Here is a 26,765-nt window from a genome sequence, read left to right on the forward strand (position 1 = left end):
ACGTCATGCCATGGCAAAGTGGTTGCCGGGAGTTCCACTTCGATGCGAAAGCAGGCAACCACTTCGCGGCGCCGCGACGACGTGCTGGCGCTGCCGATCCACCTCGACCGCACCATCCGCAGCCAGTCGCAGCAGGTGCACGGCGCGCTGCGGACCGGCATCGTCGACGGCCTGCTCGTGCCCGGCCTTCGTCTGCCTTCGACGCGCGGGCTCGCCGAGCAGCTCGGTGTTCGCCGCAACGCGATCGTCGCAGCCTATGAAGCGCTGCTGTCGGACGGCCTGGTCGAGGCGCGCCACGGCGCCGGCACCTATGTCGCGGCACGGCTGCCCGCACCGCAGGTCGCCGCGCCGGTCGCTGAGCTGGATGTTCGCATTCCGCCGCGCCGGCCGTTCGCGCTCGGCTGCACGCTGGTCGATCCCGTGCTCTTGCGGCGACTCGCCGCGGCCAGCCGGCGCCGCATCGCCCACGCCGCGCCGGATGAGCTCGGCTATGGCGATCCGCGCGGCAGCCTGCATCTGCGCACCCAGGTCGCGCACTACCTTGCCGCCAATCGCGGCGTACGCTGCGACCCAAGCTGCATTCTCATCGTGAGCGGCACCCAGCATGGCCTGCGGCTATGCATCGACGCGTTGCTTGCGCCGGGCGATCCCGTCTGGTTCGAGGATCCCGGCTATGTCGCCTCGCGCCACACGTTGAGCACGACCGGCGCGAAGCTGGTCCCGGTGCCCGTCGATGACGAAGGCATCGTGGTGAGCTCGGGCGAGACGGCGCACATGGCGGCCAAGGCCGCCTACGTGACGCCATCGCATCAGTTTCCGACCGGCGTTGCGATGAGCATGGCGCGGCGCATCGCGCTGCTCGACTGGGCGCGCAGGGCGGACGCCTACATCTTCGAGGACGACTACGACAGCGAGTACCGCTTTGCCGGCCCGCCGCTGACCGCGCTGGCCGGCATCGGCGGCGAGCGCGTCATCTATCTCGGCACCTTCGGCAAGACGCTGTTCGCGGGACTGCGGCTCGGCTACCTCGTGGTGCCGCCGGCGCTGGTCGCGCGGGTCGTCGCGGCGCGCGCGGCGCAGGACCGGTTTCCGCCGGCCTTCATGCAGGACGCTCTGGCCGACCTGATGGCCGACGGCGTGCTCGCGGCGCACATGCGGCGGCTGCGCCCGCGCTATCGCCAGGCGCGCGATGTCGTCGCCGACGCGCTCGCCAAGCACGGCAAAGGCAGCCTGCAACTGGCCGCGCCGTCGCAAGGGTTGCATCTGCTGGCGACCTTGCCGCCCGCAGCCCCGAAGGGCGCGGCGAAACTGATCCGCGACCGGGCCGGCATCGAATGCCGGCTGTTGTCGGATGCGCGGATCGTGCAGCGCGGGCCCGACGGTTTCATCCTGGGCTATTCGGGATTTGCAGCGAAGGATCTCGCCGATGCCGCCAGGCGGCTCGGACGCGCCACCCAGGACATCTTGGGCGGGGCGGCGCGCCCGCGCTGAGCATCATCGATGCCACGAGTGTGGCCGAGCCGGCACGTCGGGCAAATCAACAGGGCCATGAGCTCCTGCGAATCTGCACAGAGGCTCCGCTTGCGTGTCGCGCGCAACACGCCGGTCTGGATTTTGTTCAATTCGTTCAACGCGCTTTTGACGACCGATCGGGCGCCTGCATTTTCTTCTTTCGTTTTTTCGAAAATCGTGCTTTGGTAGCGCATCCCGCCTCACCGCAGAGGGGCGTAGCGCGCGATCGTCACGACACGCGAGGTGGGGATGCGATGGCCGCGCTGTTGCCGCAGCATGCTGTCAGGCGTGCGGACGAACGGCGATGCGCGGACGTGAAGTCGCAGCGTCCTGATACCCCGATGCTGGTATCACGCGCAATGCGCGCGAGTGCATTGTCGCAATGGTGGCCAACAAGCCCGGCGCACCAGGGAGACTGCGTATAAGCGTGGAGACCATCGCGCAGGGAATGCCGGGTTGAACCGGCTTTGCCTGTGGTACCTGCCGCCTGCATTTCTTTCCGCAGGCGGGCCATGGGTGAGGCCTTCACCCGGCATTCCCTGCGCCCTTTGCACTTCGAAAGGGCGAGACGGATCGTAAGCCTCGGGCATCATCTGCCGCGAGAACGCGCCCTCATGTTCATGGCTGTTCGAGATGCGGATTGGAGCAGATGCGTCAGGCGACGCGGATGCGCGCGGTCGCCGCAATCGCGACGCGCTCATTCATAGGGATTGTGCTCGGCGTTCGTCATCGTCTGGCGCACCCGGCGCAAGGTGATGGGCGTGCCGTCGGAGACGAACTGCAGCTCATAGGCGCGGCCGCTGTCGTCCTTGGCGGAGCAGGTCACGCTCGTGACCTTGAGCATCGCGAAGTTGCCGACCTGACGGCACATGCCGGCCGAGCTCTTCGTCACCGGCACCGGAATGCCATCGACCTTCGGGCGATGCTTGGAATTCAGCAGCATCCTGTCGATCGGCAGTTCGTAGACGTTCTGGATCGACCTGCGGCCATTGATGCCGGAGAACGCGATGATGTGGCTCTCGTCAGCGGGATCGTCGAGCGCGACGGTGAAATGGGCGCGCCCCTTCTCGCTGTGAAAGAACGCCACCGTCTTGCAGGAAAATTCGCGGCCGTCGACCTTCGCGGTCCGGCAGGTGCCGGACATCAGCGCGTAGAGATCGATGTCGGGCCGCTCCTCCGGCGAGCTCGTCACCGGCATCGGCTGCTGAGCCAGGCAGGGCGTACCCAGGAAGAGACCGAGCGCAACGGCAGCAAGACGAAGAAAATGCAGGGGCATCCGCGGGGTGAGCCTGGAGGAATCATGACAGCGCGAGAGGTTAAGCGATGTGTCAGCTTTGCGGCAAAAAGAGGTCGGACACCGGTGCGGCAGTGCACATCGCGCCAGCGCAAGCCCGGCGCTGTACGGCACGGGCGGTCGGCCGATACCGTAAAAGGAATGGAAAGTTCCGTGCGCACGCCGCGCGCTCGCTCGCGCTCCATGTCGAGACGGAAGGCGCGGTGCAGCGGGCTCGGCGCGTCACAGGATTCCGGGGCGGCGCTACCCCGGAATGATCTTCAATCTCCGGGACTACTTCGCCGACTGCGCCTTGTGCTTCCACAGCGACCAGGCGCGATCCATGATCACCATGTTGACTGCGTCGGCCTTGGCGGCCTCCTCGGCACTGAGATAGGTGACGTCGCTGCCGAGCCCGATCGCCTGCGCCTGCAGCTTCGCATTGACGTCGGTGTAATAGGCACGGAACACGGCGGCCTTGACCGACGGTCCAACCGCAACGTCGCCGTGGCCGCGCATCAGCACCACCGATTTGTCGCCAAGCGTGGCCGCCAGCGATTTGCCGATCACATTGTTGCTGACCAGCATGTTGGTGGCGCCGAACTCCTTGCCAATGTCCCACACCGGCGCGCCGTCGCCGAGAAAGGCCGCATTGTGATACAGCGGCTTCAAGGCCGTGCGGCTGACGCTGAACGGCACGACGCCCGGCGAATGCGTATGCACCACGGCGCTGACGTCCGGACGCGCCTTGTAGATCTCGGCATGGATGAAGCGCTCGAGGAATACGGCGCGGTTCTTCGCATCGACCGGTTCGCCGTTCTCGTCGAACTCCATGATGTCATTGGCTGTGACCTGCGCCGGCGCGATCGAGCGTGCCATCAGGAAGTGGTGCGGATTGGTGGGATGCCGCGCGCTGACATGGCCGAAGGCGTCGACGACGCCGAGATCGGCGAGGATGCGGCTGCCGGTCGCGATGTCCTCGAGCAGCTCGCGGGGGACACCAGGGATGGCGTCTTGGGCGCGGGAAGGGCCGGCGGAGAGGAGGAAGGCTGCTACGGCAATCGCGGCGAAGCGGCTGAAGCTGGACATCTGGCTCTTCCTCCCGGCCTTCGTTGTCTAGGCTCGTTGCTTCAACATACGCGTCGTTGCGAGCGAAGCGAAGCAATCCAGGATGGTGGGCGGGACCCTGGATTGCTTCGCTTCGCTCGCAATGACGGGGAGAGGTTTGAGCGAGGCAATTGGCATGGCAGGGTGAGCGCTCCCTCAGGTCACCGGAGCCGGATTGAACAAGGTCAGATCGTTGTGGATGCCCCAGCGATCCGACCACGGCTTGATGCGGCCGCTCGCGACCTCGAGGATCAGCTTGAACAACTCCCAGCCGGTTTCCTCGATCGTCATCTCGCCGGTGGCGATGCGGCCAGCGTCGAAGTCGATCAGATCCTTCCAGCGCCGCGCCAACTCGCTGCGGGTCGCGACCTTGATGACGGGCGCCGCCGCAAGGCCGTAGGGCGTACCGCGGCCCGTGGTGAACACCTGCAAGGTCATGCCGGATGCGAGCTGCAAGGTGCCACAGATGAAGTCGGAGGCCGGCGTTGCCGCGAACAGCATGCCCTTTTGCCTGGCCTTCTCGCCCGGCGCCAGCACGCCGTGGATCGGACCGGAGCCCGACTTCACGATCGAGCCCAGCGACTTCTCGACGATGTTGGCGAGGCCGCCCTTCTTGTTGCCGGGCGTCGTGTTGGCGCTGCGATCGGCGCCGCCGCGCGCGAGATAGGAATCGTACCAGTCCATCTCACGGATCAGCGCGCGGCCGACGTCCTCGTTGATGGCGCGCCGGGTCAGCAATTGGATCGCGTCGCGAACCTCGGTCACCTCCGAGAACATCACGGTGGCGCCGGCACGGACCAGCAGGTCGGCGGCGAAGCCCACTGCAGGGTTGGCGGTGACGCCAGAGAACGCATCGCTGCCGCCGCATTGCAGGCCGATGACGAGATCGGACGCCGGGCAGGTCTCGCGCTTGCGCTTGTTGAGGTCGGCGAGGCGACGGTCGGCCTGGGTCATGATGGCGTCGACGATGGCGCCGAAGCCGTCGAACGCTTCGTCCTGCATGCGGACGATCGAGTCTTCAGTGCCCTCCGGCAGCAGCCGCTCCGGCGCGAGCTTCTCGCAGCCGAGGCCGACGACCAGGATCTCGCCGCCGAAATTCGGGTTCAGTGCGAGGTTCTGCAGGGTTCGGATCGGCACCACGGCATCTGGCGCCGTGATCGCGACGCCGCAGCCATAGGCGTGGGTGAGCGCGACGACGTCATCGACGTTCGGGTACTTCGGCAGCAGCTCGCTCTTGATGCGCTTGATCGCGAATTCGAGCGTGCCCTTGACGCACTGGACCGAGGTCGAGATGCCGAGCACGTTGCGGGTGCCGACCGAGCCGTCGCGATTGCGATAGCCTTCGAAGGTGTAGCCTTCGAGCGGCGGCAGCGGCGCCGGCACCGCGGTGGAGATTTCGAGCTGATCGAGGGCAGGGGCCTCAGGCATGTCGATGCGAGCCTCGTCCACCCATTCGCCGGATGCGATCGGCGACTTCGCATAGCCGATGATCTCGCCGTAGCGGACGATCGGCGCGCCCTCGGCGATGTCGACCAGTGCGGTCTTGTGGCCCTGCGGGACGAAGCTCCTCAGCGTCAGGCCATCGGGAAATTTGGTGCCGGCAGGCAGGCCGAAATCGTTCACCACGATCGCGACGTTGTCGCGCGCGTTGAGCTTGATGATGCGGGGCTCCTGGTTGGCGACGACCTGCTGGTTCATGCTGGCTCCGTTCCGCTCCGGTGGGTGGGCAAAGGCGCGGAGCGCCGTGCCCGCCTACTTCCTTCTTTCATCCCCTCTCCCCGTAAGAACGGGGAGAGGGAGTGGACCGTCGATGCGGCCCGTCTGGTAGCTCACGGCGGACGAGGCTCACACCGGGAAGGTGTAGGCCGTCTTCACCGTCGTGTAGAATTCCCGCGCGTAGGAGCCCTGCTCGCGGGCGCCGTAGCTCGAGCCTTTGCGGCCGCCGAACGGGACGTGATAGTCGACGCCGGCGGTCGGCAAATTGACCATCACCATGCCGGCCTCGCTGTTGCGCTTGAAGTGCGAGGCGTATTTCAGGCTGGTGGTGCAGACGCCGGCCGCGAGGCCGAACTCGGTGTCGTTGGCGATCGCCAGCGCCTCGTCGTAGTTCTCGGCGCGGATGACGCAGGCGACCGGTCCGAAGATCTCCTCGCGGGCAATGCGCATCGCGTTGGTGGCCTCGGTGAACAGCGCTGGCTGCATGTAGAAGCCGGGCGTCTCGCGGTTGAGCAGCTCGCCGCCCCAGGTGAGCTTGGCTCCTTCGTCCTGGCCGATCTTGAGATAGCGCTGATCCTGCTCGAGCTGGTTGGCGTCGACCACCGGGCCGATATGGGTGCCCTGCTTGACGGCGTCATCGACCACGAGGCCCTTGAGCCGCTCGGTCATCGCCGCGACGAACTTGTCGTGGATGCCCTCGGTGACGATCAGGCGCGAGGACGCCGTGCAGCGTTGGCCGGTCGAGAAATAGGAGCCGTTGACACAGGCTTCGACCGCGACCTTGACGTCGGCATCGTCGAGCACGACCATCGGATTCTTGCCGCCCATCTCCAGCTGGAACTTCTTCATCGGGTTCGACAGCACGCAGGCCTGCGCGATCTTGCGCCCCGTGCCGACCGAGCCGGTGAAGGAGATCGCGTGAACGTCCGGATGCTCGAGCAGGGTCTGGCCGACCACCGAGCCGGAGCCGACGACGAGGTTGAAGACGCCGGCGGGAAGGCCGGAGCGCGCGATGATCTCGGACAGCGCATGCGCCGAGCCGGGCACCAGCTCCGCCGGCTTGAACACGACCGTGTTGCCGTAGCAGAGCGCGGGCGCGATCTTCCAGGCGGGGATCGCGATCGGGAAATTCCAGGGCGTGATCATGCCGACGACGCCGACGGCCTCGCGGGTGATCTCGACGTCGAGGCCCGGACGGACCGAGGCGCCCTTCTCGCCGGTGAGGCGCAGCGCCTCGCCGGCAAAGAACGCAAAGATCTGGCCGGCACGGGCGACCTCGCCGATGCCCTCCGGCAGCGTCTTGCCCTCCTCGCGCGCCAGCAGGCGGCCGAGCTCTTCCTTGCGCGACAGGATCTCCGCCGAGATCTTGTTGAGCGCGTCATAGCGCTCCTGCGGCGTCGAGCGCGACCAGGCCGGGAAGGCGGCCTTGGCGGCGGCGATCGCCTTCTCGGTCTGCGCCTTGTCGGCCTTGGCGTATTCGCCGACGACGTCGTTGGTGTTGGACGGGTTGATGTTGCGGGTCACCCCGCTGCCGTCGACCCACTCGCCGGCGATGAAATTCTTGAGGATCGCGTTCATGTTGTTCTCCAGACTTTGCGCGATTGCTCGGACAATCTAACCGATCGCCCCCGTCATCGCACGAGACAGGGGCGCTTGTCGTCGAAGGTCCAGCCGGGGATCAGATACTGCATTGCGACGGCGTCGTCGCGTGCACCGAGCCCGTGGCTCTTGTACAGCGCATGGGCCTTTTCGATGGCGCCGCGGTCAACCTCGACACCGAGCCCAGGTTGCTCGGGCACGGCGATCCTGCCGCCCTTGATCTGCAGCGGCGCCTTGGTCAGCGCCTGGCCGTCCTGCCAGATCCAGTGGGTGTCGATGGCGGTGACCTTGCCCGGCGCAGCGGCGGCCACGTGGGTGAACATCGCCAGCGAAATGTCGAAATGGTTGTTGGAGTGCGAACCCCAGGTCAGACCATTGTCGCGGCAGGTCTGGGCGACGCGCACCGAGCCCTGCATGGTCCAGAAATGGGGGTCGGCCAAGGGAATGTCGACCGCCCCGAGCCGCAGCGCATGGCTGAGCTGCCGCCAGTCGGTGGCGATCATGTTGGTCGCGGTCGGCAGGCCCGTGGCGCGGCGGAACTCGGCCATGATCTCGCGGCCGGAGAAGCCGGCCTCGGCGCCGCAGGGGTCCTCGGCATAGGCCAGGATGCCGTGCATGTCCTTGCACAGCCGGATCGCTTCATCGAGCGACCAGGCGCCGTTGGGGTCGAGCGTAACGCGCGCCTGCGGGAAGCGTTTTGCGATGGCGGTCACCGCCTCGATCTCGGCTTCGCCCTTGAGCACGCCGCCCTTCAGCTTGAAGTCGGCGAAGCCATAGGCGTCGTGCGTCGCCTCGGCGAGCCGCACCACAGCTTCGGGCGTCATCGCCTCCTGATGTCGCAGCGTATACCAGCCGTCCTTCTCGCGCTCGCCGGTGGCGTAGGGCAGGTCGGTCTTCTTGCGGTCGCCGATGAAGAACAGATAGCCGAGCGCCTCGACGGAGGCGCGCTGCTGGCCTTCGCCGAGCAGGGCCGCCACCGGCAGGCCGAGATGCTGGCCGAGCAGGTCGAGCAGCGCGGATTCGACTGCGGTCACCGCATGGATCATGACGCGCAGATCGAAGGTCTGCTTGCCGCGGCCGCCGGCGTCACGATCGGCGAAGGCGGTACGCATCGTGGCGAGGATGGTGTTACAGGCGCCGATGCTCCTGCCCACGATCAGGCTCTTCGCATCCTCCAGCGTCTGCCGGATCTTCTCTCCGCCGGGCACCTCGCCGACGCCAGTGTGGCCGGCATTGTCTGTGAGGATGACGAGGTTGCGGGTGAAGAACGGCCCATGCGCGCCGCTGAGATTGAGCAGCATGCTGTCACGGCCGGCCACCGGAATGACCTCCATGCCGGTGACGACCGGCGCGCCGGAGATTCCGGTGCTGGTGGCTGCGTGACTCATGTGCTCCTCCCGGTCTTCTTCCTATCTCCGTCATTCCGGGGCAGCCCGTCAGGGCTGAACCCGGAATCCAGAGATTGGCTTGCGTCTCTTCTTATCCATCAACTCGGAGATTCCGGGTTCAAGGCCTTGCGGCCTTGCCCCGGAATGACAGCAAGATCACTCCGCCGCCTGCTGTGCCGAGACGGCGCCCGGCGGCGCCTTCACCAGCGCCGTCAGCTCCGCCATCTCCTCCGCGGTCAGATCGGTCAGCGGCAGGCGGACAGGGCCGGAATCGCGGCCGATCACCTTCATGCCGGCCTTGATGATCGAGACCGCGTAGCCCTTCTTGCGGTTGCGTATCGCGATCAGCGGCAAAATGAAATCCTTCAATCCGGCCTGGATGGTGGCGTGGTCGCGCTTGCGCACTGCGGCATAGAAGTTCGTCGCGAACTCCGGCACGAAGTTGAACACGGCCGAGGAGTAGGTCGTCACGCCCATGTCGAGATAGGGCAGGGCGAAGGTCTCGGCGGTCGGCAGGCCGCCGATATAGGTCAGGCGGTCGCCCATCCTGGTGTAGACACGGGTCATCAGCTCGATGTCGCCGATGCCGTCCTTGTAGCCGACCAGGTTCGGGCAGCGCTCGCACAGCCGTGCCAGGGTGTCCGGCTGCAGGATGGCGTTGTCGCGGTTGTAGACGATGACGCCGATCTTGACCGATTTGCAGACCGCCTCGACATGGGCGGCGAGGCCGTCCTGCTCGGCATGCATCAGATAGGGCGGCAGCAGCAGGAGGCCGTCGGCGCCGGCCTTCTCGGCGCCAATCGCGATCTCGCGCGCGATCGCGGTGCCGTAGCCGGTGCCAGCGAGCACGGGCACGCGGCCCTTGGTCTCGTCGACCGCGACCTTGACCACCTCCGGCACCTCGGCGGCGGTCAGCGAGAAGAACTCGCCGGTGCCGCCGGCAGCGAACAGGCCCGCGACGTCATAGCCGCACAGCCAGTCCATGTTGGCGCGATAGGTGGCCTCGTCGAACGAATAGTCGGCCTTGAACGGCGTCACGGGGAAGGAGAGCAGGCCGCTGCCGATCTTCGCAGCCATTTCCGTCGGGGTCATCTTGCTCATCGCGCGGGTCCTTCACGAATGTCCTTGGGAACGGGCGCGGCCGGCGCCGGCGCGCATTCCCCCGGGCGATGTCGTAGGACCAAGTTCGATGCCGGTCCAAGCCAATGATGGTATCGATTGATGCAGATCAGATATCAATCTTCCGCGTGCTGCACGGCGAGATTGCCGGCCAGCTCGACCAGTGCCGGCAGCAGCGGATTGTCGTGATCGCGCCGCCAGACCAGGAACAGCTCGGCCGGCGTCGGGTTGCGCAGCTTCAGCGGCCGCAGCCGGACATCGGCGATCTTCAGGCTGGAGGCAGCTTCGGGCACGATCGCAAGCCCGAGGCCGGCGCGCACCATCGCCAGGATCGAGTGGATCTGGCTCAGGTGCTGCACGTAGCGGGGCAACACCTCTGCACGCATGAACTGCGACACCAGGAGATCGTGGAAATAGCGCGCCTCGGTCTGCGAATACATGATGAAGTTCTGGCCGTCGAAATCACGGATCGACACGGCCTCGGCGGAGGCGAGACGATGGCGGCGCGGCAGCGCGGCGCAGAGCGGCTCGGCGACGACGCGGCGGGTGGCGAATTCGGGGCGCGCGATCGGCGGCCGCAGCAGGCCGGCGTCGATCTGGCCGGAGGCCAGCGCCTCGATCTGGTCGCCGGAGACCATTTCCTTCAGCGACAGATCGGCTTCTGGAAGCTCGCTGCGGCAGGCGGCGACCAGATCGGGCAGGAAGCTGTAAGCCGCGGCCGCGGTGAAGCCGATCTTGAGCGAGCCGCTCTTGCCGCTGGCAATGCGCTGCGCCACCTGGGCGGCGCTCTCGGCCATTTTCAGGATGCGCCGTGCCTCGGGCAAAAAGCTGCGCCCGGCCGGCGTCAGCTTGACCGAGCGGCTGGTGCGCTCCAGCAGCACCGCATCGATGATGTGCTCCAGCACCTGGATCTGCCGCGACAGCGGCGGCTGCGTCATGTTGAGCCGGATCGCGGCGCGGCCGAAATGCAGCTCCTCGGCCACGGTGACGAAGCAGCGCAGCTGGTTGAGGTCGAACATCGATGCGTCCTCGGCATGGATACGGCGGATTGTGCGGGCTTGGTAGCATCGATTGGGTGCCGTGGGAATGTTGGCGGGATCATCGGCCGCGGCTTGGCAGACGCGCCCAGCTCGGCGGTTCGCATCAGGCGGGGCCACTGCCTGCCGCGGCCGTCATGCGCGGAGCGAAGCGATGATGCAATCCCGAGTCGCCGGCCGCCGTGGTGCCCGCGCACATGTTGACATCTGCAATGCAATACGCCCGCGGCGTGCGCCGCGCATCGCCGGCCATGCCGCGGCCGACGACCCCGGCTGCCACCTCGCCAATGCCGAGATCGGCCTGACCGTGCCGGCCAACCGCATCACGACCTCACTCTATCCTATCGCGGAAGTGAATCAGGAAGCTCCGCTGTCCCAAACGTCCGGAACGAGATCTCCTTCTCCGTTGTGGCCAGCTACTGAGCCGCACGTTGCGGGCGCGGCGCTGCGGCTGTCCATGGCGAGCGTCAGGTGCCTGCTCACTTGGCGGATGCAGCAGCGCGGGCATCCGCAATGGCCTGCTTGAAAGCCTGTGCATTGGGGACGCCGGGGATGCGGAAATGGCCGATGATGAAGGCCGGCGTGCCGCGGAAGCCGAGGCCCGTGGCCTGCTCGTGATTGCGCGCGAGCACGGCGTCGATGTCGGCGTGCTTGGCCGCGAGGTCGGCCTTGGCGCGGGCGAGGTCGATTCCGGCACCGCTGAGCGCCGCATCGACCTTGGCCTCGGACAGCTTCTCATTGAGCGAGATCAGCGCCTCATGGGCCTCGGCGAACTTGTCCTGATATCTCGCCGCCAGGGTGAGGCGTGCCGCGTAGATCGAGGCGCCGCCGAAGATCGGCCAATCCTTGAAGACGAGACGGACGTGACCGTCGTCGCGAACCACCTTGGCGAGCTCCGGGCTGATCTTGCGGCAATACGGACACTGATAGTCGAAATACTCGACGATCGTGATGTCGCCCTCGGCGTTTCCGACAGCAGGGATGGCGGGATCGTGCAGGATGCGCGCTTCGCTCAGAATGTCGGTGTCGTCGTCCTCGGCGCGAGACTGGATCGGCAGGATGGCCGCAGTCAACAGCAGCAGCATGGCGATCGATGCGGCAAAGGTCTTCGTGGTCATGACTTGTCGTTCTCCTGATGAGGGATGGTCGAGGCGGTGTCGATGGCGTCCAGCACGGTCTGCGGCGTCAGCAGTTCGGGGAGCAGGATGCCGTTAGGAGCTCCGGGGCCGAACACGACGTTGAACGGCAGGCCGTAGCGGCCAAAGGATCGGAGATAGGTCGCGATCGCGTCGCTGGGTGAGGTCCAGTCCGCCTTGACGGCAACGACGCCCGACGCCAGTCGGCTGCGCACGGCCGTGCTGTCGAGCACGAGCTTCTCGTTGACCTTGCAGGTGACGCACCAGCTGGCGCCGATGTCGACGAAGACCGTGTGACCGGCCCGCACCTGCGCCGTGATCTCGGCGGGCACCAGCGGTTGCCAGGCGATTCCGGCCGGCCGGCTTGCGCCGTCCGGCTGCTTGACGGAGGTGGCGGCGATCAGCACCAGTCCGATCGTGCCGGCGAGGCCGGCTCCGGCGATCGTTCGCCGCAACGGGAAGCGGAGCGACGCCATGATCAGAGCGGGGACAAGCAGCGCAGCGGCAAGGACGGCCGCAGTCGAGGGTCCACTGATGTCGGCGAGCACGATCAGCAGCCATAGCGCGGTCGCCGCCATCGCGAGCGCTGCAAGCACGCGCAGCTTCAGCATCCAGCGGCCGGGCCGCGGGAAGAGTGCGGCAAGGCCTGGCGCCGCGGCCAGAGACAGATATGGCGCAGCCATGCCGAGCCCGAGCGTGGTGAACACCAGCAGGATTTGCGGTGCGGCCTGCGACAGCGCAAAAGCGACGGCGGTCCCGACGAACGGCGCGGAGCACGGCGTGGCCAGCAGCGTCATGACGAAGCCGTTGATGGCATGACCTGCCATCGTCCTGTGGCTCGCGGCGTTGCCAAGGCGGCCGGCGATCCACCACGGCAGGCTGATCTCGAACAGGCCGAGCAGGTTGGCACCGAATGCCGCGAGCACGATGATCATCGCGATGAGGAAAGCGGGCTGCTGAAACTGCAAGCCCCAGCCGACCTCGGCGCCCGCGGCCTTGAGTGCGGAGAGGACGGTGGCAAGTGTCACGAACGAGGCGACGATGCCGGCCGCCGTCGCCAGGAATGCCCGGCGCGGCGAGGGCGCGTGTGCGGGATCGTGATCGACCAGCGACACGAGCTTCAGCGACAACACCGGAAACACGCAGGGCATGAAGTTGAGGATGAAGCCGCCGAGCAGGGCCACGCCGAGCATGGTCCAGATCGATGCCGCCGAAGGACGCGGTGCCGGTGTGGCTGCTTTGGCCGCAGAAGCGCGAGCAGCTTGATCGGCATCCACCGGAAGCATGGCCTCGATCGATCGGTCGCCATCGACCAGGGTGACCCGCAGGCGTTGTCCCGGACTGGCCTGATCGAGGCCTTGCACCGGCACGGTGATCCGTACGCCGCCGTCCGACATCGGGCTCACCCGGGGACGGCCGCCGGACACGGCATCGTTCCCATCAAGGAAGACGTCGGGCGCGTGCAGCGGCGGCGTCGCATGCGCCTCGAGCTGCAGATGCGGCTTTGGTTGCCGATCGATGCGCAACGCCGTGATGGAGAGCCCCGGCGAGCTCGCGCGGGGGACGCTCTGCCGCCATTCGTCGATCAGCGCCTGATCGTTCGGCAGGTGCGAGACGGCGGGGATGTCGGCCTCGAGATGGGCCTCCTGCTGGGTGCAGATGACCGAGCAGACGAACAGCACCATTTTCAGTGTGAGATGTGCGGGCGCCGCTCCATCCTCGAGCCGCACGCGCAACGGAAACAGCACGTGCTCAGCGTAGCCGAACGTGTCGATATCCTGCTCGCTGAAGCGGCTCGGCGCCGGCCATTCGACGGTGACATCGGCGACGTTGCGTGAGCCGCTCCAGTCGAATTCGGGTGGCGCGCCGGCATCGCCGGGTGAGCGCCAATAGGTGTGCCAGCCTGCATCCAGCCTGACATCCAGTCCGGCCCATGCCGCGGCCGGGCCGCCGTCTGCTCGCGTGACGTCGCCGACCAGCAGGCGCGTGTCGACGTTCGCCTGCGGGCGCAGCTCGCCCGCGACAGCGGTCGTCGCCGCAAGATGGAGCAGGCCGAGCAGCCATGCGAGCCGGCCAAGATGACGGATGGACATGATGATCTCCCGCGCGCTGATCGTGCATTGCGTGGCAGTTGCGCTGCGCGACCCGGCGCAAGGCGCGCCTGGCAATGGGCACCTTAAGCCGACCTGCACGACGCACGATCGATGGTGGATATTCGTCCGCTCAAGTCACGACGTTACGCGGCCCGTAAGCCGATGACGACGGAAGGATCAGGCGTGGCGACAGGGGGGACGGTAGGGCGAGGACGCGTCGCATTGCGTTGTCAGCGCCTCGTCATAGGGGCGCCAGGACAGCGTCCGGGAGGCGGCAACCGGCTGCGCCGCCGCACTGTCGCTCGCCGGGACGGCGGTCAGACCAGCCGCGGCAAACGGACACGTGTTGATCATGCCCGGGATGACGGCCTTCCTGCAGGGCTTGGGCGCGCTCGTGGTCGTTCGGGACCATTGGTGCGCACCGGCACCGGCGTCTGCCGTTGCAACCTCGAACGTTCCGAGCAGAGGCGCCAGACTCAAGACGAGCGCGATCAGCGCCGCTATCAGGCGGCGTGTCATCGCTGGCATCTCGAAATCAGCACGCCTCATCTTGGATCAATTTCTCCAGTTTGGACTGGTCGCGCAGACCGGCCGCTCTTGGCAACTGACATCTTCGTGACACCGCGAGCTCGCGGCCAAGCCGGCATCGCGTGAGCAAAGCGAGTGGTTCTCAAAGTACGTTGATCGGTACCTTCAGGAATGTCTTTCCCGTCGCGTCCGCGGGAGGCAGATGTCCGGCGCGGATGTTGACCTGAAGTGATGGAATGATCAGGCGCGGCATGCCGAGCGTCTTGTCGCGGGCCTCGCGGAGCGCGACGAACTCGTTCTCGGTCATCCCGTCTCGCGCGTGGATGTTGTGGAGTCGCTCCTCGCCGACGGTCGTTTCCCAGCGCACCGCGCGGTCGTTTGGGGCATAGTCATGACACATGAACAGTCGGGTCTCGCGCCGCAGCGTCTCAAGGATCTTCCGGATCGAGCGGTACAGCGTGCGCGCATTGCCGCCTGGAAAATCGGCCCGCGCCGTTCCCCCGTCCGGCATGAACAGGGTGTCGCCGACGAAAGCGGCATCGCCCATCACATGTGTGGCACAGGCCGGCGTATGGCCGGGCGTGTGCATCACGAAGGCCGTCATCTGTCCCACCTGATAGGTGTCGCCATCCTTGAACAGCCGGTCGAACTGGCTGCCGTCGCGGCGAAATTCCGTGCCCTCGTTGAAGACCTTGCCGAAGGTCTCCTGCACGGTCAGGATATGTTCGCCGATGCCGATCTTGCCGCCGAGCTTGTCCTGGATGTAGGGCGCAGCGGAGAGATGGTCGGCATGCGCATGCGTTTCGATCAGCCACTCCGGCCTGAGGCCGTTGATCTTCACGTAGTCGATCAGCATGTCGGCGGAACGGGTGCTGATGCGGCCGGCCGCGTAGTCGATGTCGAGGACGGGATCGACGATCGCGCAGGACGGCGATGACGGGTCCTTCACCACGTAGCTGATCGTGCTGGTGTCAGGATCGAAGAATCCGGCCACCTTCGGCTGCACGCCGAGATCGATTGGATAGGACATGGCTGCTGCTCCACGATTTGGCTCCGGGGCGGCATCGCCGCCCACGCCCCGTTTTGTCGTCCAGAACGGTCTAAGACGTCGGATTGGACTTCGTTCCGCAGGTATTGATGCCGAGCATCGCGTAGGGCGGGCACCAGCCGATCAGTGCGGTGCCGAGCGGGATCAGGCCCAGAAGGCCCCACAAGGTGTGCGGCCCTACGACCGTGAGACTGAGGATGGCGAGTCCGACGATGATCCTGAGCAGCCGGTCGATCTTGCCAATGTTCTGTGTCATGTCGCGCTCCCTTTGGCTTGCGATGATGCAGACGATAGAGCGGGACATTGCGCGGGTATGTAACTAAGTCACCAAGAGACGCCGGTTCCTAGCCATGCTGGGCCAGCTGGACGAGCGCCGGTCTGTCGGTGATCTCGACGATTCCGCGAGCCATTCGCAACCAGCCGCGCCGCGCGAATTCATTGAGCTGCCGGCTGATGACCTCGCGCGCGCTGCCGAGCTCGTTGGCGAGCTCCTGATGCGTCGCAGCGATCTGCTGCTTCGCCCCGGCGAGATCCAGAAGCTTCTGCGCGAGCCGCACATCGATCCGCTCGAACGCGACTTCCTCGATGATGCGGAAGAGATTGGTGACACGGCGGCTGAATGCGGTGAAGACGAACTGGCGGAATTCGCGCGAGCTGGCGATCAGCCGGTCGAATAGCGCGCGCGGGATCGCCACTGCACGGATCCGGGTTTCCGCGATGCCCTCGGCCTGGTATTCCTCGTAACCCATCAGGCAGGCCGTGGTCAGCGCGCAGCTCTCGCCTGCCTGGACGCGGTAGAGCACGATCTCGCGGCCGGACTCGGACGTCTGCTGCACGCGGATGGTCCCGTCCAGCAGCAGCAGGAAGGAGTCCGGCGCCTGGCCGGGGCCGAAGATCCGGCTGCCTTCCGGAAGCTCGACAATGAGGCTGGCCTCGCGCAACTGCGCGAAGATCTCCTCCGGCAATTGCCGCAACGGCGGGAAAGCGAGCGTCCAGTCCTGCTTCGACGACATCACGACATCCGGCTGCGCCACATCGGCGTCGTCCAGACTTGCCATAGGATCGCGCGTGGGTCGAGGGACGGGATCTGCCCCCCGTCCCCAATCTTCGGCACCACGAGAGAGCTCGCATGGACTCCGGCAGCGCGTTGCCTTGCAACCGATCGGCGTCTCACGCATGCGAAGTTGCAGGTGGGCCAGACCAAAAGGTTGTCGCACCTGCCAACAGAGCAAGGCCCGCACACTCTCGGACCGCGCCTTTCCTGGCTCTTTGCTCTTAGCTCTTGGTGCTTGCCGTTTTGTCGAGCGCCGCCCGCAAACCCTTGGCGAGCTTGATCGCATCATCGTTCGCCCAGAAGTGCATGAAGAAGAGGCGGGGGTGTTCGTCCAGCATGTGACTATGCAGCGCCGTGACCTCGATGCCGTGGGCACGGAGCGTCCGGATCACGGGGTTCACCTCCTCCCCGCTCAGCACGAAGTCACCGGTGACGGCGGCCTTGCCTGCGCCGGTAGGCTGGAAGTTGATGCCCGTCGCGACGCCCATCGCCGCGACGGGAGACAAGGATAGTCCGCCCTCGACGATGGGATCGCGTCGCGGCACGCTGAACTGATAGACTCCGCCATTGGCCTGTCCTTTGACCGCCAGGATCTGATCGAGCTGTGCCGTGTCGAGATCGATGGCCGGCGGCGGCGTGGTCGGCGACGCCGCAACCGTCAACGGTGTCTTGCTGTCGGCGAGGGCGTCGCGGATGGCGGACGCGAGTTTGACCGGATCTCCGTGACCGACGACATGCATGTAGGACGTTGCTGGGCTCGCGCGGAGCAGATGGTTGTGCACGGCGCTGATTTCGAGCCCGCCGGCGATCATCTTCGCCATCACCGGGTTGATCTCTGATTCTAGCAGGACGAGATCGCCCATGATCATGGTGGCGCCATGCGCCGGCTTGAACGCGACCCAGCCGCCGAGCGCGAGCGCCGGCCTGATGGTTACGCCGTCCAGGGTCACCGAGAGATCGGTGCGCGGGAAGCCGTACCGGCGGACGTCTCCCGCCACGGACGGCTTCCGGCCCAATGTCTCGTCGACCTTCTGCCAATCGATGTCCTGTGCGCGCGCCGTCGAGACAATCGGTCCGGCGCCGTGTGCGAGGAGGCAGGCGCCGAGGCCCAACAGACTCCAGATCGTGCTTCTCATCGTTCGCTCCTTTTGGTCTGGCACTGCCCCGTGTTCCGTCGCAGCGTGCTCTCAGATGACGCCCGCAAAGCGCATCAGGATGCCCGCGATGCACGAGGCGGCGAGCACGACGAGCATTCCCACGTTGAAGCGGAAAATGGCCGTGGCGGCCGCAACCGACAGGACAACGGCCGGCAGGTCGATGCTCATCGGCCGGGGCGCGTCGAATGACAGTCCGAAACCCTGGACCGGAAAGGTCTGGCGGAAGAGGGTGTGCAGTGCGAACCAGATCGAGAGATTGAGAATCACGCCGACGACGGCGGCGGTGATCGCCGAGAGCGCGCCGCCGAGCGCCTTGTTTCCCCGTAACGCCTCGATGTAGGGCGCGCCGACGAAGATCCAGAGAAAGCAGGGCGCGAACGTCACCCACGTCGCCAGCAGTCCGCCCAGCGTGCCTGCGAGCATGGGAGACAGCCCGCTCGCCCCGCGGAACGCGGCCATGAAGCCCACGAACTGGACGACCATGATCAGGGGACCGGGAGTCGTCTCCGCCATGCCGAGGCCGTCGAGCATCTCGCGCGGAGCAACCCAGTGATAGTACTCCGCGGCCTGTTGCGCGACGTAGGCGAGCACGGCGTAGGCGCCGCCGAACGTCACCATCGCCATCTTGCTGAAGAAGATAGCGATCTGACCGAAGACGTCGTTCGGCCCGAGCAGGATCAGCAGTGCGAAGACGGGGGCGAGCCAGATCGCGAGCCAGACGGCCGCCACGCGCAGCGCGCGCGAAGCGTTCGGACGGACGTGATCCGGCACGGCTTCGCCGAGCATGCTGTCGATCGCACCGGCGTTCTTGCCGCCGTGTTCGAGGGCTGCGAATTCCGGCCGGCCGAGGCGGGCAGCGACGAAGCCGATGACTCCGGCAGCAATGATGATGATCGGAAACGGCGCGCGGAAGAAGAAGATCGCGACGAAGGCTGCGGCCGCCAGTCCGATCATGATCCGATTGCGTAGCGCGCGCTTGCCGACGCGGACGACGGCCTGGATCACGATCGCCAGCACGGCCGCCTTGAGGCCGAAGAACAAGGCTTCGACGACGCCGACATTGCCATAGGCCGCATAGATGTAGCTGAGGCCCATGATGGCGAAAATGCCGGGCAGAATGAAAAGTGTGCCCGCAACGATGCCGCCGGTGGTCCGGTGCAGCAGCCAGCCGATATAGGTCGCAAGCTGCTGCGCCTCGGGTCCCGGCAGCAGCATGCAGTAGTTCAGGGCGTGCAGGAAGCGGCTCTCCGAGATCCAGTTCTTCTCCTCGACGAGGATGCGATGCATGACCGCGATCTGGCCGGCGGGGCCGCCGAAACTCAGACAGGCCACCCGGATCCACACGAGAAGCGCGTCGTTGAAGGAGATGCCATGGGCGTGCTCGGCCGCAACCGGCTTCCGCGATGCTACGAGGTCCGTCATGACTTCACCTTGCTGGACGGCCAGTTGTGCGCCTCCTTCGTGGCGTCGCGGCACCAGCGGTAGAAGGCATCATAGAGCAGCAGCCCCGCGCTCAACTGCTCCAGATCGTCGTCGTACATTCGCGACAGCCCGAGTGAAGCGGCAAGGAGGCCGGGAGCCTCGGGCGAGAGATCAAGTCGCGCCGTATCCGCGGCCCGCACCAGCGTGGCGAGTCGTTCCAAGGGTGGTGTCCGCAGACCGAGCTCCTCGACCATGACGTCGAAGGTGCAAAGCTCGCCGCGGTGGCTCCAGAAGACATTCTCGATGTCGAAGGGAGTGGCTTGGAAACGCTCGGCGACGGCTTCGACTTCGGCCGGCGTCACGAACAGGAAGACCGCTGCAGGGTCGACGAAGCGACGGATCAGCCATGGACAGGCGATGCGGTCGATCTTGGGACGTGATCGCGTGACCCAGACGGTGCGGCCGCGGTCGTCCCTCGCGGGAATCCTGTCTGCGGGCACGGTCGGGAGTTGGGACTCCGTCCAGCCGACCTGGCCGCCCTCGAGGACCTCGGCTGCGACGTTGCTGCACCGGAGCCAGGCCGCGGTACCTTCGCTCAGCTTCTTGCCTTTCTGGCAGATCACGACAACCGATTGGCCGGTGAAGCTCGGTGCCCATTGCTGGACGTCGAGATGGGAGCGCCTGACGGCGCCGGGGATGAGGCGTGGGTCGGCGGCGAAATCCTCGTCGACACGCACGTCGACGAGCCGTGGCGAGGTCGCCGTGCCGATCAGTCGAGACAATTTTTCGGGTGAGATCGAGGTGTATGATGATGACATGCTGCGCCCTTGGTGACCAGGACGCGATTCTTGGGCATGTCGCCTCGCGGGGAGATCGCACATCCCCGTGCGGCAGAATAAAGCGCTCGATTGTTCGGCTGTCAACCCATCCCTGTGCTGGAACGATCGGGGGACCGCCGCGGTCGCCATTGGGGTCGACCCGCCTCAGATCAGCAGGGGCAGCTGGGCTTCCACTGCGATGTCTTGCTGCTGCAAGGATGACAGCGAGACGCCGAGGAGCCGCACCGGCTTGGCTAGGGGCATCTCGCTCTGAAGGAGCGCGACGGACAAGCGTGCCAGATCCTCCCGGCTCGCGACCAGGTTGGCGACGGACCTGCTGCGTGTGATGATTTCGAAGTCCGCGAACTTGACTTTCAGCGTGACCGTGCGGCCCCTGTTGCCGCTGGTTTCGCAATGCTGCCAGACCTTGTCGATCAGCGGCTGCAGCTCCGCCAGCATCGGCTCGAAGTCGGTCAGGTCGGTCGAGAAGGTGTTTTCGGCGCCGACTGATTTGCGGATGCGATTGGCTCGGACCGGGCGATTGTCGATGCCGCGCGAGATCCAATAGTAGTGGTGGCCGGCCTTGCCGAAGTGCTGCTGGAGGAAGGGCAGGGTCTGGTTGCGGATGTCGAGCCCGGTAAGAATTCCGAGCGCGTTGAATTTCGCTGCGGTCGCCGGGCCGATGCCGTGAAACCTGCCGACCGGCAGCCCCTCCACAAAGGCCGGACCCATCTCCGGCGAAATGACGTATTGCCCATTGGGCTTGCGATGGTCCGAGGCCAGCTTGGCGAGGAACTTGTTGTAGGAGACTCCCGCGGAGGCATTGAGCCCGGTCTCGGCCTTGATCTTGGCCCGGATCTGCAAGGCGATGTCGCGTGCCAGCGGGATGCCTTGCAGATTTTCGGTGACGTCCAGATAGGCCTCGTCCAGCGACAGAGGTTCGATGATCGGCGTGTGCTCGGCGAAGATGGCGCGGATCTGCTGGCTGATGGCCTTGTAGACCTCGAAGCGCGGCTTGACGAAGATCAGGTGCGGGCACTGGCGCTTTGCCATCACCGACGGCATGGCCGAGCGCACGCCGAACGCCCGAGCCTCGTAGCTTGCGGCTGCCACCACGCCGCGCTCGCGCGATCCCCCGACGGCCACGGGCTTGCCGCGCAGCTCGGGATTGTCCCGCTGCTCGACCGACGCGTAGAATGCATCCATGTCGATGTGGATGATCTTGCGAATGGCCGTCGGGGCGCCATCCTGTTCCGGGCCGGAGCTTGGCATGGCCAAGCTCTATCAGAGCGCGGCGATGAAGTCTGTACAGCCAAGTGCTGGCTGCCAACAACGTCCCTTACAATCACGTTGCGACGTCTGTCTCTCCCTCAGCCTTCAATCGGCGACGACGGAAGCACGCTCATGAGAAAAGGGATCGCCGACCGTGATCGAGACGAAGCTGCGCAGTGGGGACCTGTCGTCAAAGCCGCTCACGACGTTGCGACCATGGGCCTGAAGCAGCTGTGATGTTCGAGCTCACTTTCCTGGGGACCTCGGCGAGCGTTCCGTCGGCGGACCGCAATCATCCCGGCCTTCTCGTTCGAGCAGGCCGGCATCGCATTCTCGTCGATTGCGGCGAGGGGACCCAGCGTCAGCTGCTCCGCAGTGGGGCAGGCTTTCGCCGGCTCGATCGGATCCTGCTCACCCACGGCCATTTCGACCATGTCCTCGGCATTCCCGGGCTGTTTTCCACCCTGCGGCTGCGCAGGAGCGCTGACATCATGCGCGTCCACGGCGGCCCCGAGACGCTCGATGTGGTGGTCCGAATGCTCGCGGGGCTGTGGGGCGAGGGCCGCGCGCCGATCTCGCTTGAGCTCGTTCCGCTCAGGCGCGGGGAGGTTCTCGACGCCGGCGAGTTTATGATCAACTGCTTTCCCGTCCGGCACCGCGACACCGACAGCTTCGGCTTCGCATTTGTGAGTCGAGCGCGCCGCCATCTGAAGCCAGATCGTCTGGCAGCGCTCGCGGTGCCTGATGGGCCCGTGCGGAAGGCATTGGCGGAGGGCCGGCCGGTCACGCTGGAGGACGGCCGAACCATCGATCCCGAGGATGTTCTGGGGCCTCCGCAGGGGGCGAAGAAGCTCGTCATCGCCGGCGATGCGGAAACGACCGAGGGTCTGCACGAGCACGTCCGCGACGCGGACATGCTCGTGATCGAGGCGACCTTCCTCCGGCGCGATTCGGCCATGGCTCGCGACTACGGCCACCTGACGGCCGCGGAGGCCGCCGGGCTGGCGGCGTCCAGCAACGTCAGGCAGCTCGTCCTGAACCACATTTCCGGCCGCTATCCCGACGAGGAGATCCTCGCCGAGGCGCGGGAGATCTTTCCTGAAAGCCGTGTCGCGATCGATTTCGACCGGCTGGTGGTCTAGCGGCTCGCTCGGGCACGTCTGCTACGTCGCGCCTGAGCCGCTCTGCAAACGACTCTGGGCGAACGTGATGTACCAGTCGAGGCAGCCAGGATTGGCCATCGCATCGCGGTTGATGACCTTGTCGAGCGGCTGCCCGAGCAGGAGCTTCTTGATCGGGAGCTCCTGCTTCTTGCCGGACAGCGTGCGCGGGATCTCGGCAACTGCGAAGATGTCGTCAGGCACGAAGCGTCGCGACAGGCTGGCTTCCACCGCCATGTTGATCTTCCGCTTCATCGCCGCATCGAGCGCGACGCCGTCGCGCAGCACCACGAACAGCGGCATGTAGCTGTCTCGGCCGAGATATTCGAGATCGACGACCAGCGAATCCAGGATCTCCGGCAGCGCTTCGATGGCCGAGTACAATTCACTCGTCCCCATGCGCAGCCCGTGGCGATTGATGGTCGCGTCGCTGCGGCCATAGATCACGCAGGAGCCGTCCGGATCGACCTTCAGCCAGTCGCCGTGCCGCCAGACCGGCCCGCCCTCGCGCGTCTCGAAGGCGTCGAAATAGCTCGCGAGATAGCGCACATTCCCCGCGTCGTTCCAGAACCGCAGCGGCATCGACGGCATCGGCGCGGTGCAGACGAGCTCTCCGACCTCGCCGATGACAGGCTTGCCCTGGTCGTTGAAGGCCTCGACCGCTGCTCCGAGCACGCGGCACTGCATCGTTCCGGGCACCTGCGGCAATTCGCGGTTGCCGCCGATGAAGGCGCCGGCGAAATCGGTGCCGCCCGAGATGTTGGCCCACCACATTTGCGCCTGCGCCCGGCTGCCATTGACCTGCGACAGCGCCGCGAACCGCTGATCGAACCAGGCCTGCGTGTCGGCGCTGAGCGGCGAGCCGGTGGACCCGAGGCAACGCAGACGGGATAGATCGCCCGCGTCGGTCAGGTTGATCTCCGCCTTGACGCAGTTCGCGAAGAACGCCGCGCCCGCACCGAAGAAGGTGGATTTCGAATTCGCCACGAATCGCCACAGCGTGGTCCAGTCCGGACGATCCTTCGGCCCGGCGGGGCTGCCGTCGAAGACGCAGCACGTGGTCCCGTTCAGGAGCGCGCCGACCTGGTTGTTCCACATGATCCAGCCGGTCGAGCTGTACCAGTGATAGCGCTCGCCGAACGAATTGGGCTGATAGGAGCAGCCGATGTCGTTGTGCAGCCCGAGCAGGGCCAGCGTGACGATGATGATGCCGCCGTGACCATGCACGATCGGCTTCGGCAGCCCGGTGGTGCCGCTCGAGTAGACGATCCAGAGCGGATGATCGAACGGAAGCCACTCCGGTTCGAAGGCATCGACGCCAGGGCTCGTTCTTGCCAGAACGTCCGAGAGACGAACCCCGCCGCTCACCGGCGCGCCGGCATCGTCACTGTGCAGGATGACGTGGCCGAGTGTCGGCAACGACCGGAGCAGCTCCTCGATGACACCGCGGCGATCGTGCCGGCGGCCGGCATAGGTGACCGCATCGCAGGCGATCAGCACCTTGGGTTCGATCTGCTTGAACCGGTCGATCACGGCGGGCGCGGCCATGTCGGGGGCGCAAACGCTCCAGATCGCGCCAATGCTCGCCGAAGCGAGAAACGCGATGATGGCTTCGGGTATATTGGGCAGATAGGCGGCGACCCGGTCGCCGGGCGCTATGCCTTGCTCGCGCAGATGCAGCGCCAGGGCGGCTGCCTTTCGCCGGAGCTCGGGCCAGGTCGTCTCCGTGAGCCTGCTGTCCTCGTGACTGCTGATGATCGCAGGCAGGCCCGCCGCATCGGCGGCTCCGACGTGACGAAAGACTTGCTGGGCGTAGTTGACCGAAGCGCCCGGAAACCAGACCGCTCCCGGCATCGTGCGCTTGCCCAGGACGGTCGAAAACGCGGTCGGCGACTGCAGTTCATAGTAGTCCCAGATGCTGCGCCAGAATCCGTCGAGGTCGCGGATGGACCATTGCCGCATCTGCTCGAAGTTCTCGAAGTGGAGGCCGCGATTGTCCCTCAGCCATTGCCGATAGAGAGCCATTTGCGGGACGTAGGGAGCTATCATCATTCGTTCCGGCTTGTTTGCATGGTACGGCCAGGGAGACGCCAAGAGGCGCTCATTTCGACTTCTGCTTCCGCCGCTTGTAGAGCGCGTTGAAGCCCCCGGCCATGAAGGTCACGAACCGCTCGCGGACCGCGGCGAAATCGTCGGACTTGCACAGGCCGCCGGACAGGCGGTCGATCCGGCCGGTCCGTGACAGGATCAGCGAGTAGGCGCCGGAGGTGAACTGGAAGCTCCAGAACAGGTCCTCAGGCGTGGCGTCGGGCAACGCCTTCTGCAGCAGCCCGATGAGACGCAGCACCATGGGATCGAGATAGGTGTCCATCATCTCCACGCCATAGCCCGGCGCGTTGGCGACCTGCGCGAAGATGCGGCCGAAGTGTCGCCAGTTGTCCTCTTCGTTGACGTAGACGTCGAACGCGCCGTCATAATAGGCACGCAGCGCGCCTTCAACGGTCGGACGATCTCCGACCTTGGCCTCGTAGGCATCCAGCCCGGCCGTGCGCACCGTGACAGCGTATTCCATGCGGCGTTCGAACACGGCATCGAACAACGCCCTCTTGCCCTCGAAGTAGTAATGGATCAGCGCGGGATGGATGCCCATCCTGTCGGCCACATCCTTGATCGTCACGCCGAAATAGCCGAGCTGCGCGAACAGCTCCTCGCTGGTGTCGAGGATCAGCTTCACCGTCGTCGCGCGCTGTTCCGCGCGCGTGCGGCGTCCCTCGGATTTCGGCTGTGCTGGCATGCTCTCCGTGGTCCCTGATCGGCGCAGACAGGAACGGCGCCGTTGGTGTTTGACGATGAGGGGGTGGGCGCGCCCGGTCAAGCAGGACTTCGGGCTTCCAACATTTTCATTTAGCGCTAAATGAATGAACTTGACCGTCGGCCGGCCGGACGGTAGGTCTCGGAGACCTGATGAAAAGCGGTCGACGATCGGGCGGCGGGCAACGCGCTGCCGGTCTCGTCGTGCGCGGACATCATCAAAGACAATCGGCTGGCCATGGATCAGCCGCTCACGGGAGGACACATGACACGGATCGAGTCGACGGCGGCTGCCGTGCTGATGCTCGGCGTGGCGCTTTCAGCCCCGGCGTTCGCGCAGAAGAAATACGACGTCGGCGCCACCGACACCGAGATCAAGATCGGCCAGACGAACCCGCTCAGCGGGCCGGCTTCCGCTTTCGGAGCCATCGGCAAGGCGGAAGCGGCCTATATCCGCATGATCAACGAGCAGGGCGGCGTCAACGGGCGCAAGATCAACCTCATCCAGTATGACGACGCCTACAGCCCGCCGAAGACCGTCGAGCAGGTGCGCAAGCTGGTCGAAAGCGACGAGGTGCTGACCACGTTCCAGATCATCGGCACGCCGCCGAACGCTGCGGTCCAGAAATATCTGAACGGCAAGGGCGTTCCGCAGCTTCTGGCGGGAAGCGGAGCGTCCCGCTTCACCGATCCCAAGAACTTTCCGTGGACGATCTCCGCCAACCCGAACTACCAGTCGGAAGCGCACATCTACGCCAGATACATTCTGGAGAACCATCCGAACGCGAAGATCGGCATCCTGTATCAGAACGACGACCTCGGCAAAGACTACGTCAAGGGGCTGAAGGACGGGCTCGGCGCCAAGGCCGGCATGATCGTGAAGGAGCTGTCCTACGAGCTGTCCGACCCGACGATCGATTCCCAGCTGGTGACGCTCAAGGCCTCAGGTGCCGATCTGTTCTACAACATGTCGACGCCGAAATTCGCGGCGCAATCGATCAGGAAGGCCGCCGAGCTTGGCTGGAAGCCCGTCCACATCCTGGAGGTCAACGCGACGGCGGTGGGTCAGGTGCTCGTGCCCGCGGGGCTCGAGAATGCCAAGGACATCATCTCGGTCGCCTACGGCAAGGATCCGCTCGATCCGCAATGGGCCGATGACGAGGGCATGAAGCGCTACAAGGCGTTCATGGCGAAATACGCGCCCCGCGAGGACGCCAACAGCGGCTTTGCGACCTATGGCTACTCGACGGCGGCCCTGCTCGTCCACATTCTCAGGCAATGCGGCGACGAGCTGACGCGCGCCAACATCATGAAGCAGGCGACCAGCATCAAGGGCTTCGTTCCCGATCTCGGGCTGCCGGGGATGTCGGTGACGACAACTCCCGATGACTACCGTATCAGCAAGCAATTCCAGATGATGAAATTCGACGGTCAGCGCTGGATCATATCGGGTCCGATTCTGACCGACGACGTCAAGGCGGACTAATCCTCTCATCGGCCATGGCCTGACCGAGC

22 protein-coding genes are annotated in these 26,765 nt (G+C 65.7%); 3 read left to right on the plus strand and 19 right to left on the minus strand.

All coding sequences use genetic code 11. The features are described from left to right. The first annotated feature begins 42 nt into the window (after positions 1–42). Complete coding sequence (locus QX041_RS15485; protein WP_315713560.1) at positions 43–1,491, plus strand: PLP-dependent aminotransferase family protein; 1,449 nt, start codon at positions 43–45, stop codon at positions 1,489–1,491. Between the two features lie 718 nt (positions 1,492–2,209). Here QX041_RS15485 and QX041_RS15490 read toward each other — a convergent pair. The 17 genes from QX041_RS15490 to dinB all read right to left on the minus strand — a co-directional run bounded on the left by QX041_RS15490 (position 2,210) and on the right by dinB (position 21,279). Beyond that, on the minus strand, positions 2,210–2,788 hold the full coding sequence (locus tag QX041_RS15490) for a hypothetical protein (protein ID WP_315713559.1): 579 nt from the start codon (positions 2,786–2,788) through the stop codon (positions 2,210–2,212). 291 nt (positions 2,789–3,079) lie between these two features. Next, entirely contained in the window at positions 3,080–3,874 is a 795-nt protein-coding gene (locus QX041_RS15495) for a class II aldolase/adducin family protein (protein WP_316165866.1), read from the minus strand. A gap of 174 nt (positions 3,875–4,048) precedes the next feature. Beyond that, a complete protein-coding gene (gene garD, locus QX041_RS15500) occupies positions 4,049–5,590 on the minus strand; it encodes a galactarate dehydratase (protein ID WP_316165868.1) in 1,542 nt (513 codons plus the stop codon). Between the two features lie 147 nt (positions 5,591–5,737). Continuing rightward, the gene (locus QX041_RS15505; RefSeq protein ID WP_316165869.1) at positions 5,738–7,186 is read right to left on the minus strand and encodes an aldehyde dehydrogenase family protein; all 1,449 of its coding nucleotides are present in this window, start codon (positions 7,184–7,186) and stop codon (positions 5,738–5,740) included. A gap of 53 nt (positions 7,187–7,239) precedes the next feature. Continuing rightward, on the minus strand, positions 7,240–8,595 hold the full coding sequence (gudD, locus tag QX041_RS15510; RefSeq protein ID WP_316165870.1) for a glucarate dehydratase: 1,356 nt from the start codon (positions 8,593–8,595) through the stop codon (positions 7,240–7,242). A 156-nt stretch (positions 8,596–8,751) separates the two neighbouring features. Continuing rightward, the gene (kdgD, locus tag QX041_RS15515) at positions 8,752–9,696 is read right to left on the minus strand and encodes a 5-dehydro-4-deoxyglucarate dehydratase (protein ID WP_316165872.1); all 945 of its coding nucleotides are present in this window, start codon (positions 9,694–9,696) and stop codon (positions 8,752–8,754) included. A gap of 134 nt (positions 9,697–9,830) precedes the next feature. After that, positions 9,831–10,733: a LysR substrate-binding domain-containing protein gene (locus QX041_RS15520; RefSeq protein WP_315713553.1), complete on the minus strand. Its 903-nt coding sequence runs from the start codon at positions 10,731–10,733 to the stop codon at positions 9,831–9,833. A 497-nt stretch (positions 10,734–11,230) separates the two neighbouring features. After that, on the minus strand, positions 11,231–11,869 hold the full coding sequence (locus tag QX041_RS15525) for a DsbA family protein (RefSeq protein ID WP_315752333.1): 639 nt from the start codon (positions 11,867–11,869) through the stop codon (positions 11,231–11,233). After that, complete coding sequence (locus tag QX041_RS15530) at positions 11,866–13,980, minus strand: protein-disulfide reductase DsbD family protein (protein WP_316165874.1); 2,115 nt, start codon at positions 13,978–13,980, stop codon at positions 11,866–11,868. Before QX041_RS15530 ends, QX041_RS15525 begins: the two co-directional genes overlap by 4 nt. Positions 13,981–14,157: 177 nt before the next feature. Next, positions 14,158–14,499 carry a hypothetical protein gene (locus tag QX041_RS15535; RefSeq protein WP_316165875.1) on the minus strand — a complete coding sequence of 114 codons (342 nt, stop codon included), beginning with the start codon at positions 14,497–14,499 and terminating at the stop codon, positions 14,158–14,160. Between the two features lie 151 nt (positions 14,500–14,650). Continuing rightward, positions 14,651–15,538 carry an MBL fold metallo-hydrolase gene (locus tag QX041_RS15540; RefSeq protein ID WP_315752336.1) on the minus strand — a complete coding sequence of 296 codons (888 nt, stop codon included), beginning with the start codon at positions 15,536–15,538 and terminating at the stop codon, positions 14,651–14,653. Between the two features lie 70 nt (positions 15,539–15,608). Further along, complete coding sequence (locus QX041_RS15545) at positions 15,609–15,812, minus strand: DUF2892 domain-containing protein (protein ID WP_315752337.1); 204 nt, start codon at positions 15,810–15,812, stop codon at positions 15,609–15,611. Positions 15,813–15,900: 88 nt separating this feature from the next. Then, positions 15,901–16,569: a Crp/Fnr family transcriptional regulator gene (locus QX041_RS15550; RefSeq protein WP_315752481.1), complete on the minus strand. Its 669-nt coding sequence runs from the start codon at positions 16,567–16,569 to the stop codon at positions 15,901–15,903. A gap of 262 nt (positions 16,570–16,831) precedes the next feature. Then, entirely contained in the window at positions 16,832–17,746 is a 915-nt protein-coding gene (locus QX041_RS15555) for a DUF1259 domain-containing protein (protein ID WP_315752338.1), read from the minus strand. Between the two features lie 51 nt (positions 17,747–17,797). Continuing rightward, on the minus strand, positions 17,798–19,189 hold the full coding sequence (gene chrA / locus QX041_RS15560; protein ID WP_316165877.1) for a chromate efflux transporter: 1,392 nt from the start codon (positions 19,187–19,189) through the stop codon (positions 17,798–17,800). Next, a complete protein-coding gene (locus QX041_RS15565; protein WP_316165879.1) occupies positions 19,186–20,007 on the minus strand; it encodes a sulfurtransferase/chromate resistance protein in 822 nt (273 codons plus the stop codon). Before QX041_RS15565 ends, chrA begins: the two co-directional genes overlap by 4 nt. 165 nt (positions 20,008–20,172) lie before the next feature. Then, positions 20,173–21,279, minus strand: coding sequence for a DNA polymerase IV (dinB, locus tag QX041_RS15570; protein WP_316165881.1), 1,107 nt, complete (start codon positions 21,277–21,279; stop codon positions 20,173–20,175). Positions 21,280–21,515: 236 nt separating this feature from the next. Here dinB and QX041_RS15575 point away from each other — a divergent pair, with 236 nt between their 5' ends. Continuing rightward, complete coding sequence (locus tag QX041_RS15575) at positions 21,516–22,421, plus strand: ribonuclease Z (RefSeq protein WP_316165883.1); 906 nt, start codon at positions 21,516–21,518, stop codon at positions 22,419–22,421. 21 nt (positions 22,422–22,442) lie between these two features. Here QX041_RS15575 and QX041_RS15580 read toward each other — a convergent pair whose 3' ends face one another. Further along, positions 22,443–24,488, minus strand: a complete 2,046-nt coding sequence (locus tag QX041_RS15580) for an acetoacetate--CoA ligase (RefSeq protein WP_316165884.1) — start codon at positions 24,486–24,488, stop codon at positions 22,443–22,445. Positions 24,489–24,540: 52 nt separating this feature from the next. Beyond that, on the minus strand, positions 24,541–25,233 hold the full coding sequence (locus QX041_RS15585) for a TetR/AcrR family transcriptional regulator (RefSeq protein ID WP_315713541.1): 693 nt from the start codon (positions 25,231–25,233) through the stop codon (positions 24,541–24,543). Between the two features lie 282 nt (positions 25,234–25,515). Between QX041_RS15585 and QX041_RS15590 the strand changes: the two genes are divergently transcribed. After that, the gene (locus QX041_RS15590; protein ID WP_316165886.1) at positions 25,516–26,736 is read left to right on the plus strand and encodes an ABC transporter substrate-binding protein; all 1,221 of its coding nucleotides are present in this window, start codon (positions 25,516–25,518) and stop codon (positions 26,734–26,736) included. Positions 26,737–26,765 lie beyond the last annotated feature (29 nt).

The organism is Bradyrhizobium sp. SZCCHNRI2009, from assembly GCF_032485115.1.
GTDB lineage: Bacteria > Pseudomonadota > Alphaproteobacteria > Rhizobiales > Xanthobacteraceae > Bradyrhizobium.

Coding starts and splice junctions, on each gene's coding strand:
- QX041_RS15520 (WP_315713553.1), bottom strand. CDS start 10,733: ATGTTCGACCTCAACCAGCTGCGCTGCTTCGTCACCGTGGCCGAGGAG.
- dinB (WP_316165881.1), bottom strand. CDS start 21,279: ATGCCAAGCTCCGGCCCGGAACAGGATGGCGCCCCGACGGCCATTCGC.
- QX041_RS15535 (WP_316165875.1), bottom strand. CDS start 14,499: ATGACACGCCGCCTGATAGCGGCGCTGATCGCGCTCGTCTTGAGTCTG.
- QX041_RS15540 (WP_315752336.1), bottom strand. CDS start 15,538: ATGTCCTATCCAATCGATCTCGGCGTGCAGCCGAAGGTGGCCGGATTC.
- QX041_RS15565 (WP_316165879.1), bottom strand. CDS start 20,007: ATGTCATCATCATACACCTCGATCTCACCCGAAAAATTGTCTCGACTG.
- chrA (WP_316165877.1), bottom strand. CDS start 19,189: ATGACGGACCTCGTAGCATCGCGGAAGCCGGTTGCGGCCGAGCACGCC.
- QX041_RS15555 (WP_315752338.1), bottom strand. CDS start 17,746: ATGAGAAGCACGATCTGGAGTCTGTTGGGCCTCGGCGCCTGCCTCCTC.
- QX041_RS15485 (WP_315713560.1), top strand. CDS start 43: ATGCGAAAGCAGGCAACCACTTCGCGGCGCCGCGACGACGTGCTGGCG.
- QX041_RS15490 (WP_315713559.1), bottom strand. CDS start 2,788: ATGCCCCTGCATTTTCTTCGTCTTGCTGCCGTTGCGCTCGGTCTCTTC.
- QX041_RS15585 (WP_315713541.1), bottom strand. CDS start 25,233: ATGCCAGCACAGCCGAAATCCGAGGGACGCCGCACGCGCGCGGAACAG.
- kdgD (WP_316165872.1), bottom strand. CDS start 9,696: ATGAGCAAGATGACCCCGACGGAAATGGCTGCGAAGATCGGCAGCGGC.
- gudD (WP_316165870.1), bottom strand. CDS start 8,595: ATGAGTCACGCAGCCACCAGCACCGGAATCTCCGGCGCGCCGGTCGTC.
- garD (WP_316165868.1), bottom strand. CDS start 5,590: ATGAACCAGCAGGTCGTCGCCAACCAGGAGCCCCGCATCATCAAGCTC.
- QX041_RS15495 (WP_316165866.1), bottom strand. CDS start 3,874: ATGTCCAGCTTCAGCCGCTTCGCCGCGATTGCCGTAGCAGCCTTCCTC.
- QX041_RS15530 (WP_316165874.1), bottom strand. CDS start 13,980: ATGTCCATCCGTCATCTTGGCCGGCTCGCATGGCTGCTCGGCCTGCTC.
- QX041_RS15550 (WP_315752481.1), bottom strand. CDS start 16,569: ATGTCGTCGAAGCAGGACTGGACGCTCGCTTTCCCGCCGTTGCGGCAA.
- QX041_RS15580 (WP_316165884.1), bottom strand. CDS start 24,488: ATGATAGCTCCCTACGTCCCGCAAATGGCTCTCTATCGGCAATGGCTG.
- QX041_RS15505 (WP_316165869.1), bottom strand. CDS start 7,186: ATGAACGCGATCCTCAAGAATTTCATCGCCGGCGAGTGGGTCGACGGC.
- QX041_RS15545 (WP_315752337.1), bottom strand. CDS start 15,812: ATGACACAGAACATTGGCAAGATCGACCGGCTGCTCAGGATCATCGTC.
- QX041_RS15575 (WP_316165883.1), top strand. CDS start 21,516: ATGTTCGAGCTCACTTTCCTGGGGACCTCGGCGAGCGTTCCGTCGGCG.
- QX041_RS15525 (WP_315752333.1), bottom strand. CDS start 11,869: ATGACCACGAAGACCTTTGCCGCATCGATCGCCATGCTGCTGCTGTTG.
- QX041_RS15590 (WP_316165886.1), top strand. CDS start 25,516: ATGACACGGATCGAGTCGACGGCGGCTGCCGTGCTGATGCTCGGCGTG.